The sequence below is a fragment of the Alcaligenes sp. SORT26 genome (assembly GCF_017377875.1).
Classification (GTDB): Bacteria; Pseudomonadota; Gammaproteobacteria; order Burkholderiales; family Burkholderiaceae_B; genus Alcaligenes; species Alcaligenes parafaecalis.
Genome location: NZ_CP070975.1, coordinates 3,826,526 through 3,839,719 on the forward strand (window position 1 = coordinate 3,826,526; position 13,194 = coordinate 3,839,719).

Below are 13,194 nucleotides of genomic sequence, written 5' to 3' on the forward strand. Positions count from 1 at the left end.
GTAAGTCATGACGCTGGTACATCGATCCGTGCTGCTGGAGCCTACGGTGGCGGCCCTCGTGGATCCGTCCTTTGAGGCCCGGCGTTGGGCTCAAAATCCTGAAATCAAGGGTTTGGCCGACGGCGTGTACGTCGATTGCACCTTCGGTCGTGGCGGCCACAGCCGCTTGCTCTTGTCGCACTTGAGCCCCCAGGGGCGCCTGATTGTGATCGACAAGGACCCGCAGGCCATTGCCGTGGCTCAGGAACTGGCTGCACAAGATAGCCGCGTCACGGTTGTACACAGTGGCTTTGGTGATCTGGCCCAGGCTCTGGACGAGCTGGATGTCGGGCCATTGCAAGGCGTCATGATGGATTTGGGCATTTCCTCGCCACAAATCGACGACGCAGAACGAGGTTTCTCTTTTATGCGCGAAGGTCCTCTGGACATGCGCATGGATACCAGCGGTGGCTTGACCGCTGAACAGTGGCTGGCCGAGGTCAGCGTAGATGTTTTAAAGGAGGTCATTGCAGAATATGGCGAAGAACGGTTTGCTTTCCAGATTGCAAAGGCGATTGTTGATCGCCGCCAATCCCGCCCGCTACATACAACGCGTGATCTCGCCGAGCTCGTCGCCGGTGTCGTCCGCACGCGCGAAAAGGGTCAACATCCGGCAACCAGGACCTTCCAGGCTATACGGATTTACCTCAATCGTGAGCTCGAAGAGCTCGCGCACGCGCTTCCGTCAATTCTGAGTCGTTTGGCGACTCAGGGCAGGCTTGCGGTGATTGCATTTCATTCGCTGGAGGACCGTATGGTCAAACAGTTCATGAACGCGGCTGCGCGTCCCGCGCAGGAACAGTCACGTCTACCTATTCTTGAAAAAGACTTGCCCCAGCCTCTGGTGCAGTCTTTGGGCAGAATCTTGCCTACTGACGAGGAGTCCAGCGACAACCCCCGAGCCCGCTCGGCGGTATTACGTGTGGTGCAACGCACCGAAACCCCCATCCCTCAGGACTGGATGCGCAGCGCCAGCGAGCGTCTGCTGCAACAGGCCGCCTATAGCCGCCAGCCTGCTGGCAAGCGAGGCCGCCGATGATGCGCCTGGTCATCACCCTCTCTTTGGTGTTGATGCTTTCGGCCATCTCTTTGGTGACGGCGCGCTATCAGGCGCGCGAGCTGTTTGTGCAAACCGATCGTCTGGTCACCAAAGCCGGTGAACTGGATACGGACTGGCGTCGTCTGCAACTGGAACGGGCCGAACTGGCTCGTAATGCCCGGGTGGACGATATTGGCCGCAACGAATTGGGCCTGGTGCTCAGCTCTCCAGATCGCACTCTTTATGTGCAAGGCGGTGAGTTGAGCTCGAACCAGGCTCAGCCCGGAGGGCGGCCATGAGACGATTCGGCTATCACGATAATCCTGTTTTAAGCGTCCAGATTCCATTCTGGCGTTCGCGTTTGGTCCTGGTGCTTTTGTTCCTGGGCTTTGGCGCCTTGATCGTCAAGGCTTTGTATCTGCAAGGCCTGTCTACCGAATTCTTGCAGCAGCAGGGCGAGCGCCGTTATGAGCGCACCCAGGTGCTGCCGCCCATGCGTGGCAAGGTTTTTGATCGCAGTGGTTCTGTGGTGCTGGCTTCCAGCGTGCCCGTCAAGGCTATCTGGGCTATTCCTGATGACGCCCGTAATGCCAAGCCCGAGCAAATTAGCCAACTGGCCAAGCTCCTGGGCATGGGTGCGGCTGATATTGATCGCCGCCTGTCCGTCGAGGACCGCAACTTCGTCTACATCAAGCGCCAGGTGGATGTGGATGTCGCCGCGCAGATCGCTGAACTGAAAATTCCCGGTATTCACCAGCAAGAAGAAATGCGCCGTTTCTATCCCGAAGGGGATGTGATGGCGCACATTGTGGGTTTTACTAATATTGAAGACCAGGGGATCGAGGGGATCGAGCTGGCTTTTAACTCGGCCCTGTCTGGTACACCCGGATCGCGTCGCGTCATTCGCGACCGCCTGGGCCGTGTAGTGGAAGATGTACGCGCTATTGTTCCGCCCACCCACGGCCAGGACTTGCACTTGTCCATTGACGCAGGCTTGCAGTTTGACGCCTATACCGCCTTGAAGAAAGGCATGGAAGACGTCAAGGCCAATGCCGCTGCGGCTGTGGTGATGGACGTAAAAACCGGGGAGATTCTGGCTCTGGTCAACTTGCCTACCTACAACCCCAACGACAGGGACGACCGCAAGGGCCCGGCCCTGCGTAACCGTGCCTTGACCGACACCTTTGAACCCGGCTCTATCATGAAGCCTTTTACGGTCGGTTTGGCGCTGGATATCAACCGCATTACCACCGCGACTCAGTTCAATACGGGTAATGGCCAGTATCGCTACCAAGGTAGTGTGATCACCGACGTGAGCCGTAATAACGGTTTTCTGGATGCCGCCGGTATTTTGCGTCGCTCCAGCAATATTGGCATGACCATGATTTCCGAGCGTCTGACCTCGCAGGAAATGTGGAACAAATTTACCGAGCTGGGTTTTGGGCGTTCCCCCCAGGCGGACTTCCCCGGTATTGCCAGTGGGCGACTGCGTCCCTGGGAGCGGTGGCGTCCTATCGAGCGCGCCACCATGTCCTATGGCTACGGTCTGTCGGTTTCCCTGCTGCAAATTGCTCACGCCTATACGGCGTTTGCGCGTAATGGCGATATGGTCTCCATGACCTTGCTCAAGCGCGAAGGCAAGCCTGCCAGCGTTCAGGTTTACACCCCCAAAGTGGCCGCAGAAGTGCGTGCCATGCTGGAAGCGGCTGCCGGTCCTGCCGGTGCCCGTCTGGCTCAGGTGCAAGGTTATCGCGTCGCGGGCAAGAGCGGTACGGCCCGCAAGATTGTGGATGGCCGTTACAGCAAATCCCTGTATCGCGGCTCTTTTGTCGGCTTTGCCCCCGTCTCCGATCCTCGCATTGTGGTGGCCGTCACGATTGACGAACCACATAGCTCCAATTATTACGGTGGGCGTATTGCCGCGCCGATTTTTTCAGAAATTGTGGCCCGGAGCTTGCGACGCCTAGGCGTCCAGCCTGATGCGCCCATAGATTCGCTGGTGGCCGTTGGCCCCGGTGCGGAGAGAGTACGATGAACGCCGCAGCAATATTGGAGTGGCTGGCGCAGCATGTCGCGCCCACGGCTAATCTGTGTTTGGATTCCCGCCAGATCAAGGCGGGTGACGCGTTTTTTGCCTGCCGCGGCCATCAGGGTGATGGTCGTGAGTACGAAGTTCAGGCGGTGCAGCAAGGTGCAGTTGCGATTGTGCGCGAGCAGGGCGATCAGGCGGTTGATCCTGGTGTGCCCGTTTTGCAGGTCGCTAACCTGAGTGCCTTGCTGGGTGAAGTTGCCCATCAGTGGTGGGGTCGTCCTTCCGAGGAAATGACCGTTGTGGCCGTCACCGGCACCAATGGCAAAACGTCGACTGTGCAGTGGGTGGCTTCGGCATTGAATCACTCCCAAGTGCCTTGCGGCACCATTGGAACCCTGGGCGTCACCTTGCCCGACGGCTCCAATCTGGGCGGTGTTTTGACGACGCCTGACGTGCTGACCGTACACCGCAGTCTGGCCGCGATTCGTGCCCAAGGCGGTAACGCGGTGGCGCTGGAAGCCTCTTCGATTGGTCTGGAGCAAGGTCGTCTGGACGGCGTCCGCATTGATATTGCGGGCTTCACCAACCTGACGCATGACCATCTGGACTACCACCACAGCATGGAACAATACAAACAGGCCAAGCTGCGCCTGTTTAGCTGGCCTGGTTTGCGTAGCGTCGTGCTCAATGCTGACGATGCCACTGGCCGCGAGTTGATGCAGGCCGGTTTGGCCGCACGCGTGATCTCCTATTCCATGAGTCAGCCCGAGGTGGACTTGCTGGCTCAGGACGTACATACGGGTGCTGACGGTCAGGTGTTCAACCTGGTCACTGCGCACGGTACGGCTCAAATTCTGACTCACCTGCTGGGTGAGCATAACGTGGCCAATCTCTTGTTGGTGGCCGGTGTTCTGCAAGAAGTAGGTTGGCCCGTTTCCAAGATTGCCCGCATTATGGACAAGCTGGAATCCGTGCCTGGCCGCCTGCAAATCGTCACCCCCAACAGCACCGCTGGTCGTCAGCAGCCTCTGCCTTTGGTGGTTGTGGACTACGCACACACCGCTGATGCGCTGGAGCGTGCTTTGCAGGCCTTGCGTGAAGTCGCTACGGTGCGTGGCGGCAAACTGATTTGTGTATTCGGTTGCGGTGGCAACCGCGATACCGCCAAGCGTCCCGTCATGGGCGAAGTGGCAGCCCGTCTGGCCGACAGTGTGTTGGTCACGACGGACAACCCCCGTTTTGAAGATCCTGCCGATATCATTCGTCAAATTGTGGCTGGCATGCCCGAAGCGCCAGCCGTGCAAATGGATCGCGCTCGCGCCATTCTGTCTTCTGTCTGGGCCGCAAACCCTGAAGATATTGTGTTGCTGGCCGGTAAAGGTCACGAAACTTATCAGGAAGTGCAGGGCGAGCGCTCTGTGTTTGATGATTCGGACTGGGCGAAAGCCGCCTTGTTGTGGTTGCGTGGCGTGCGTTTGAGCACTGATTCCCGCAGCCTGACAAAAGGTGATTTGTTCCTGGCCTTGAGCGGCGAGCAGTTTGACGGCCATCGCTACCTGGAAAAAGCGAAAGAGCAGGGCGCGCATGCCGCGATTGTTGCGCAGCGTGATCCTCAAGTGGACCTGCCGCAAATTGTGCTGGGCGATACCCGTCGCGCATTGATGACCTTGGCCACTGAATGGCGCTCGCGCTTTGACATCCCCGTCATTGGTGTGACTGGCAGCAATGGCAAGACCACAACCAAAGAAATGATTGCCGCTATCTTGCGCGCCTGGTTGGGCGAAGCAGAAAGCCTGGCAACACGCGGTAATCTGAATAACGATCTGGGCGTACCGCTGTCCATCCTGCGCTTGAGCTCCGAGCACAAAGCGGCCGTGCTGGAAATGGGCATGAATCACCCCGGTGAAATTGCGGTGCTGGCGGCCATGGCTCGCCCCACCATTGCCCTGATCAATAACGCCCAACGCGAACATCAGGAATTCATGCACAGCGTGGAAGCCGTGGCGCGTGAAAACGGCGCGGTGATTGATGCCTTGCCTCAGGACGGCGCACTGGTCATTCCTGATGATGATGCGTTCAGCGCCATGTGGGCCGAACAGGCAGGCCAGCGTTCCGTACTGCGTTTTGGTCTGAGTGGTCAGGAAACGGTGTTTGCGGCTGATATGTTTGTTGAGCCCGCACAGACTCGCTTTGTCTTGCACGTGGCCGGACAGTCTGCCGCGCTGACCTTGAGCAGCCCTGGTATTCATAACCTGCGCAATGCCCTGGCCGCTGCTGCTTGTGCCCATGCTGCGGGTGCTCCCTTGAGCACCATTGTGCAAGGTCTGGAAAGTTTCCGCCCTGTGACGGGCCGTATGCAGCCCAAACAATTGTCTTCCGGTTACCAACTGATTGACGATACCTACAACGCCAACCCGGATTCGGTCCGTGCCGCCATTGATGTGCTGGCACAGCTGAAGGGCCGCAAGGTTCTGGTGCTGGGCAATATGGCCGAGATCGGTGACAACAGCTCCGAATTGCACGCCGAAGTCGGTGCTTACGCCAAAGAGCGTGGCATGGATGAATTGCTGACCTTGGGTGGTGATGCCAGCCATGCTGCTCAGGCTTTTGGTGCGCGTGCGCATCAGTTCGAGACCCTGGAAGACATGGTTTCCTACCTGCTGGCTCTGGAGCCGTCCCATGTGCTGATCAAAGGTTCGCGCAGCGCCCGTATGGAACGCGTTGTCGCTGCCCTGGAAAACCACTTCTCCCATAACGAAGGGGCCACTCATGCTTCTTGAACTGGCGCGCTGGTTATCGGACGATCATATTCGCGCCTTTGGGGTGTTTGAGTACATCACCCTGCGTGCTATTTTGGCCAGCGCCACCGCGCTGGCGATTGGCTTGTTGGCAGGTCCCTGGGTTATTCGCAAGTTGACCGAACTGAAGATTGGTCAGGCTGTACGCGCTTACGGCCCAGAATCGCATTTGCAGAAAAATGGTACGCCCACCATGGGCGGTGTGCTGATCCTGATCTCCATCGGTATCAGCACCTTGTTGTGGGCAGACTGGACTAACCGCTTTGTGTGGGTCGTTCTGCTGGTGACTTTCGGTTTTGGCTGGATTGGTTGGGCAGACGATTACAAGAAAGTCGTCAATCGTGATCCCGAAGGCATGTCCTCGCGTCAGAAATTCTTCTGGCAAGCCTTGATCGGTATGGTTGCCGCGGTTTATCTGAGCTTTGCCGTGTCGGTGCCTGCCAATACCGAACTGTGGCCTTTGTTCAAAGAATGGGTCTTGAGCGGCTTCACCATGCCCCTGCCTACCCAGGCTGACCTGATCGTGCCTTTCTTCAAGTCCGTCAGCTACCCGCTGGGCGTGTTGGGCTTTGTAGTCCTGACCTGGGCGGTCATTGTGGGTTCCAGTAACGCTGTCAATCTGACAGACGGTCTGGACGGTCTGGCCATCATGCCTACCGTGCTGGTAGGTGCTGCCCTGGGCATTTTTGCCTATGTGGTTGGCCGCGTCGACTACTCCAAATACCTCTTGTTCCCTTATATCCCCGGCGCGGGCGAGCTGATGGTGATCTGTGCTGCCATTGCCGGTGCGGGTCTGGCCTTCTTGTGGTTCAACGCTTACCCCGCCCAAGTGTTCATGGGTGATGTGGGTGCTTTGGCTCTGGGCGGCGCACTGGGCACAATCGCCGTGATCGTTCGCCAGGAAATTGTGTTGTTCATTATGGGCGGCGTGTTTGTAGTGGAAACCTTGTCGGTGATGTTGCAGGTGACCTGGTTCAAATACACCAAGAAACGCTACGGCCAGGGAAGACGAATATTTCGCATGGCGCCGCTGCACCATCACTTTGAAGTCAGCGGCTGGAAAGAAACACAGGTGGTGGTTCGCTTCTGGATCATCACCATGATGCTGGTCATGGTTGGCTTGTCTACATTGAAACTGCGATGAATGCCTTGAGTTTTCCTTCGATCCGTAAAGACGGTCTTATGCTTATCCTAGGGTTAGGCGAGACAGGCTTTGCTGCGGCTCGCTGGTCTTTGGCCCAGGGGGCCAGCATTCGTTTGGCCGATACGCGCGAGAGCGTGCAGGGTCTGGACAAGATTCAGGCCTTGAGCAGCACCCCTTTGGACGTACGACTGGGCCAGAACGCTTTGCAAGCGGACAGTCTGCTTGATGTGCACACCCTGGTGATCAGCCCCGGCCTGTCACCCCTGGATCCCGAACTTAGTGCCTTTTTGGCCTTGGCTCGCGAACGCAGTATTGAAGTCATCGGCGAGATCGAACTCTTTGCCCGTGCCTTGAAGGATTTGGCTAATCAAGGCCGGGAAAGCCGTGTGCTCGCTATTACAGGCACCAATGGCAAGACTACGGTTACAGCCCTGACTCGCCACTTGCTGGAGCAAGCCGGTGTGTCCGCCTTGGCTGTAGGCAATATCAGTCCTGCTGCGCTGACCGCTTTGTGCGATGCGCTCGAAAGCAATGCCTTGCCCCAGGTCTGGGTGCTGGAGCTGTCCAGCTTCCAATTGGACAGCACCTTTACCTTGCAGGCTGACGCTGGTGTTGTACTGAATATTTCTCAGGATCATCTGGACTGGCACGGCGGCATGGACGCCTATGTCGAGTCCAAGCAACGTATGTACGGCATGTGCGATGTGGCTCTGGTCAATCGCGATGATCCTGCGGTGATGGCGATGGTTCCCGATGCCAGCCAGGAGTCGGTGCGCAGCTTTGGTCTGGACAAGCCCGCTTTACTGGGCGATATGGGCTTGCTGACGGATGGTGGCATGCAGTGGCTGGTAGCGAACGAGCCTACTGATTTTGAAATGCCTGCCACTGGTCTGAAAAAACGTAATGTGCCCGCTGCACCTGCAGTACGTGCTGCAGGTGGTTTGAAACGCCTGATGCCGGTTGAAGCCTTGCAGATCAAAGGTCGTCACAACGCCTTGAATGCACAGGCAGCCCTGATGCTGGCTCGTTGCCTGGGTCTGGGTTGGGCCGAGCTGTTGAATGGTCTGCGTACCTACCAGGGCGAACCGCATCGTGTCGAGTTGATTCGTGTGCTGGATGGCGTTCAGTATCTGGACGATAGCAAAGGCACCAATGTGGGCGCGACAGTAGCGGCCTTGCGTGGCTTTGACCAGCGCGTGTGGCTGATTGCCGGTGGGTTGGGCAAGGGCCAGGATTTTGAGCCTTTGGCGGCTGCCGCTGCCCAGAACGTGGCCGAAGTTTTTCTGATTGGTCAGGACGCCCAGCAGATTGCTGCCGTCCTGGAAGCACACGATGTCCGCCACCGTTTTTGCGACGGTCTGGAAGCCGCTGTGCAAGCCGCTGCCGAGCAGGCGCGTTCGGGCGATGTGGTCTTGCTGTCCCCGGCCTGCGCCAGCATGGATATGTTCAAAAGCTATCACCACCGCGGCATGTGCTTTGTGGCTGCGGTGACTGAAATGGCCCTGGATAGAGGAGAGCTGGCATGAGTCTGTTTGCTGAGCTGACCTCGGGTGTCAATGCTGTGCGTCCTGGACGTACGGCATTGCCAGCGTTTGATCGCCCCTTGTTGGCCGCCACGCTGATGCTGACCTTGTTTGGTCTGCTGATGGTGTATTCGGCCTCGATCGCTTTGGCAGACGGACCGCGCTATGAAAGCTACGGTCGCTATTACTTTGTGATTCGCCACGCCCTGTTCATCGTGGTGGGTGTGGTCATGGCCATGTTTACCGCAACCGTGCCCTTGCGCGTGTGGCAGAAACTGGCCGTGCCTTTGTTTGTGCTGGCTATTTTCTTGCTGCTTGTCGTGCTGGTCCCCGGTATAGGCCGGGAAGTGAACGGCGCCCGTCGCTGGCTGCCTTTGGGCATCATCAACTTCCAGCCTTCGGAGCTGATGAAGCTGGCCATGGTGCTGTATGCGGCCGACTACACCGTGCGCAAGCAACAGCATCTGCATACGTTTATACGCGGCTTTTTGCCGATGGCCGTGGCTTTGGGCCTGGTCGGTGTCTTGCTTTTGATGGAGCCTGACCTGGGCGCCTTCATGGTGATCGTGGCGATTGCTGTCGGCATTCTGTTTATTGGCGGGATCAACGGCAAGTTGTTCTCTGCTTTGCTGGGCATTATGGTCAGCAGCTTTCTTTTGCTGATCTGGCTCTCGCCTTGGCGTCGGGAGCGTTTGTTCGTTTATCTGGACCCCTGGAACCCTGACAACGCTTATGGCAGTGCGTATCAGCTCTCACACTCACTGATTGCTCTGGGTCGTGGCGAGTGGTTTGGCGTGGGCCTGGGTTCCAGCGTAGAAAAACTGCACTACCTGCCTGAAGCCCATACCGACTTTATTGTGGCGGTGATTGGCGAGGAGCTGGGTTTTGTAGGCGTATCTGCCCTGATCCTGACTTTCGGCTTTGTGGTGTGGCGCAGCTTCAATATTGGTCGTCAGGCCAGCGCGATGGATCGCTTGTTCAGCGGCATCGTGGCTCAAGGCGTGGCGCTGTGGTTTGGTGTGCAGGCCTTTATCAATATCGGTGTGGTGCTGGGTCTCTTGCCTACCAAAGGTCTGACCTTGCCCTTGGTCAGTTACGGTGGTTCGGGCATTGTGATGAATCTGGTGGCGTTTGCCTTGTTACTGCGGGTTGATTTCGAGAACCGGCAAATGATGCGAGGTAAACGCACATGAGCACTCCAACCATCCTGATCATGGCTGGCGGTACAGGCGGGCACATCATGCCCGGGCTGGCCGTGGCCGAAGCCATGCAACAGCGCGGCTGGAACGTGTTGTGGTTAGGTCATCCCGAGCGCATGGAAGGTAGCTTGGTCCCTCAGCATGGGATTAAAATGCTGCCTCTGCGATTTTCCGGATTACGAGGCAAAGGCGTGAAGGCCTTGCTCTCCTTACCCTTTACCTTGATCAGTGCCTGCTGGCAGGCGCATCGCTGCTTGCAAGAAGCCAAGCCGGATGTGGTTCTGGGGATGGGCGGCTATGTGGCTTTCCCCGGTGGCCTGATGTCTTTTGTGTCGCGCCGTCCTTTGGTCGTGCACGAACAAAATGCGGTGGCCGGAACAGCCAACCGCTACTTGGCCAAAATGGCGACCAGCGTGCTGACTGGTTTCCCCGGTGCCTTGCCCGGTGCTGTGACGGTTGGCAATCCTGTGCGCGATGCTTTCGTAGGCCAAGGTTCTGCTGCGGAACGCTATGCCAAACGCACTGGGCCACTGCGCATTCTGGTGGTGGGTGGCAGCTTGGGTGCGGCCGCACTGAATAAAGTGGTGCCTGAAGCCATGGCGCTGATCCCTGCTGAACAGCGTCCGCATGTGACGCACCAGTCTGGTCAGCAGCATCTGGAAAGTTTGCAGCAAAGCTATGCAGACAATCAGGTACAGGCTGACTGCAAGGCCTTTATTGGCGATATGGCACAGGCCATGAAAGAGGCTGATGTGCTGATTTGCCGCGCCGGTGCCATGACGGTAGCCGAAGTTGCAGCGATTGGCGTAGCGGCCCTGTTTGTGCCCCTGCCACATGCCATAGACGATCACCAGACAGCGAATGCCCGCTACCTGAGCGAATGCTCGGGCGCGTGGCTCAAGAAACAATCGGAGTTGACGGCTCAGTGGCTTGCGCAGTGGTTGCAAGACCTGGACCGTGAAGAATTAAGTCGTGTGGCCAGCCACGCGCAAGAACATGCACAGTTGAATGCCACGCAGCAGATTGCCGAAGCATGTCAGCAGGCGGCAAGGAGGGTGGGATGAAACACCGCATTCAACGTATTCATTTTGTAGGGATAGGCGGCTCGGGCATGAGCGGCATTGCCGAAGTCATGCTGAACCTGGGCTTTGCCATCAGTGGCTCCGATATTCAGGAAACGGCGGTGACCCGTCGTCTGGAACAATTGGGTGCCCGCATTGTTATCGGTCATCACGCTGAAAACGTGGCCGGAATGGGCGCGATTGTCACCTCGACCGCTATTGCGGGCGATAACCCTGAAGTCTTGGCCGCTCGTGCAGCCCGCATTCCAGTGGTGCCTCGTGCTCTGATGCTGGCCGAGCTGATGCGCCTGAAGCGCGGTATCGCTGTGGCCGGTACGCATGGCAAGACCACTACCACCAGCTTGGTAGCCAGCCTGTTGGGCGCGGCCGATCTGGACCCGACCTTTGTGATCGGTGGTCGACTGAATTCGGCCGGTGCCAATGCCCGTCTGGGGCAGGGCGATTACATCGTCGTGGAAGCGGACGAGTCTGATGCGTCCTTCCTGAATCTGTTGCCGGTGATGGCCATCATCACCAACATCGACGTAGACCATATGGACACCTATGGTCATGACGTTGCCCGACTGAAAAGCGCCTTTATCGACTTCACTCATCGCCTGCCGTTTTATGGCAGCGCCATCGTGTGTAACGACGATGCGAATGTGCGCGAAATCATTCCTTTTGTATCGCGTCCTGTCACGACTTACGGCATTGATACCGATGCGCAAGTCCGTGCCATCAACATCGAAAGCCGTGGCACCACCATGTGTTTTGATGTGCAGCGCAAAGGGGCAACAGGTGACCTTCCTCTGCTGTCCGTGTGCCTGAATCTGCCCGGAAAACACAATGTACTCAATGCCTTGGCCGCTATTGCTGTTGCCACGGAGCTGGGTGTCAGTAACGAGGTGATTGCCCGCGGCCTGAGCGAGTTCACCGGTGTTGGTCGCCGCTTCTCCATGGTGGGTGACTTCCCGGTTTCCCAGGAGCATGGTGGCGGCACGTTTACCGTTGTTGACGATTACGGTCACCATCCTGTCGAAATGGCTGCTACCTTGGCGGCCGCACGTGGTGCTTGGCCTGAGCGTCGCATCGTGTTGGCGTTCCAGCCACACCGCTACACACGCACCCGTGATTGCTTTGAAGATTTCGTGCAGGTACTTAGCCAGGCCGATGCGGTCCTCCTTGGAGAGGTTTACCCCGCTGGCGAGGCTCCTCTTGTGGCCGCCGATGGCCGTGCCTTGAGTCGCGCAGTGCGTGTGCTCGGCAAGGTCGAACCCATTTTTGTGGCCGAAATCAGCGATATGGCACAAGCCGTCCTGGACTTTGTCCGTGATGGCGATGTGGTGTTGGTAATGGGTGCAGGGTCCATCAGCCGGATCCCTGCTCAATTGGGAGAAATGGCATGACAGCGGATTTTGGTCGAGTCGGCGTGTTGTACGGTGGCAAGTCCGCCGAACGTGAAGTGTCCTTGATGTCTGGCGCAGGCGTGCATGAAGCCCTGTGCAGCATGGGTGTGGACGCGCATTTGTTCGATATGGGCGAGAAGGGACTGACCGAACTGGCTCAGGCCGGTTTTGACCGCGTGTTTATTGCTTTGCATGGTCGTTACGGCGAAGACGGCACCTTGCAGGGTGCGCTGGAATGGATGGGCATCCCCTACACCGGCAGCGGTGTGATGGCCTCCGGCCTGGCCATGGACAAGATCATGACCAAGCACGTCTGGCAGCACCTGGGCCTGCCAACGCCTGGCTTTGCGCAACTGGATCATGTCAGCCAGGTTGCCGCCGCGGTGGAACGGCTGGGTGTACCCCTGATCATGAAGCCGCCCCACGAAGGTTCGACTGTGGGTGTGGTTCGTGTGGATCGCGCCGAAGAAGCCGTTGCCGCCTTTGAAACCGCCATGCACTACGACACGGTCGTGCTGGCCGAGCAATTCATTCGTGGTCGCGAATTGACCGTGCCCGTTATTGGTGTGGGTGCCCAGGCGCGTGCCTTGCCGGTGATCGACATTGTTGCGCCACAGGGCAATTACGACTTCGAGCACAAGTACTACTCGAACGAGACCCAATACTTCTGTCCAGCCGATTTGTCGCCCGAGCTGACCGCCCACATCCAGGACTTGTCCGTGCGTGCATTTAACGCTCTGGGTTGTGAGGGCTGGGGTCGCGCCGACTTCATGCTGGATGAACAAAATCGCCCCTGGTTGCTGGAGATGAACACCTCTCCGGGCATGACCAGCCATTCTTTGGTGCCGATGGCAGCCAAAGCGGAAGGCACAAGCTACGCCCAGTTGTGCGTGAATATTTTGGCAACGGCCCGCTGCAAAGTGCAGGCCATTGCTCGCAGCCTATAGAACGTG

The 13,194-nt window shown here is 57.9% G+C and carries 10 protein-coding genes; all 10 read left to right on the top strand.

Going from position 1 to position 13,194, the window contains the following annotated elements; genetic code table 11:
* Positions 1–7 precede the first annotated feature (7 nt).
* Genes rsmH through JYG33_RS17515 form a run of 10 tightly spaced genes read left to right on the top strand, consistent with a single transcriptional unit; the run spans position 8 to position 13,188 of the window.
* Entirely contained in the window at positions 8–1,078 is a 1,071-nt protein-coding gene (gene rsmH, locus JYG33_RS17470; RefSeq protein WP_207873403.1) for a 16S rRNA (cytosine(1402)-N(4))-methyltransferase RsmH, read from the top strand.
* A complete protein-coding gene (gene ftsL, locus JYG33_RS17475) occupies positions 1,075–1,377 on the top strand; it encodes a cell division protein FtsL (protein ID WP_207873404.1) in 303 nt (100 codons plus the stop codon). The genes rsmH and ftsL overlap by 4 nt, the downstream gene beginning before the upstream one ends.
* Positions 1,374–3,113, top strand: coding sequence for a penicillin-binding protein 2 (locus JYG33_RS17480; RefSeq protein ID WP_207873405.1), 1,740 nt, complete (start codon positions 1,374–1,376; stop codon positions 3,111–3,113). The genes ftsL and JYG33_RS17480 overlap by 4 nt, the downstream gene beginning before the upstream one ends.
* Positions 3,110–5,890, top strand: a complete 2,781-nt coding sequence (gene murF, locus JYG33_RS17485) for a bifunctional UDP-N-acetylmuramoyl-L-alanyl-D-glutamate--2,6-diaminopimelate ligase MurE/UDP-N-acetylmuramoyl-tripeptide--D-alanyl-D-alanine ligase MurF (protein WP_207873406.1) — start codon at positions 3,110–3,112, stop codon at positions 5,888–5,890. The genes JYG33_RS17480 and murF overlap by 4 nt, the downstream gene beginning before the upstream one ends.
* Entirely contained in the window at positions 5,880–7,052 is a 1,173-nt protein-coding gene (gene mraY, locus JYG33_RS17490) for a phospho-N-acetylmuramoyl-pentapeptide-transferase (protein WP_207873407.1), read from the top strand. The genes murF and mraY overlap by 11 nt, the downstream gene beginning before the upstream one ends.
* Entirely contained in the window at positions 7,049–8,578 is a 1,530-nt protein-coding gene (murD, locus tag JYG33_RS17495) for a UDP-N-acetylmuramoyl-L-alanine--D-glutamate ligase (protein WP_207873408.1), read from the top strand. Before mraY ends, murD begins: the two co-directional genes overlap by 4 nt.
* Positions 8,575–9,768 (top strand): putative lipid II flippase FtsW, encoded by a 1,194-nt coding sequence (gene ftsW, locus JYG33_RS17500; protein ID WP_207873409.1) that lies wholly within the window; start codon positions 8,575–8,577, stop codon positions 9,766–9,768. The genes murD and ftsW overlap by 4 nt, the downstream gene beginning before the upstream one ends.
* Complete coding sequence (gene murG, locus JYG33_RS17505) at positions 9,765–10,838, top strand: undecaprenyldiphospho-muramoylpentapeptide beta-N-acetylglucosaminyltransferase (RefSeq protein ID WP_207873410.1); 1,074 nt, start codon at positions 9,765–9,767, stop codon at positions 10,836–10,838. Before ftsW ends, murG begins: the two co-directional genes overlap by 4 nt.
* The gene (gene murC, locus JYG33_RS17510) at positions 10,835–12,241 is read left to right on the top strand and encodes a UDP-N-acetylmuramate--L-alanine ligase (protein WP_207873411.1); all 1,407 of its coding nucleotides are present in this window, start codon (positions 10,835–10,837) and stop codon (positions 12,239–12,241) included. Before murG ends, murC begins: the two co-directional genes overlap by 4 nt.
* Entirely contained in the window at positions 12,238–13,188 is a 951-nt protein-coding gene (locus JYG33_RS17515) for a D-alanine--D-alanine ligase (protein WP_207873412.1), read from the top strand. Before murC ends, JYG33_RS17515 begins: the two co-directional genes overlap by 4 nt.
* The last annotated feature ends 6 nt before the right edge of the window (positions 13,189–13,194 follow it).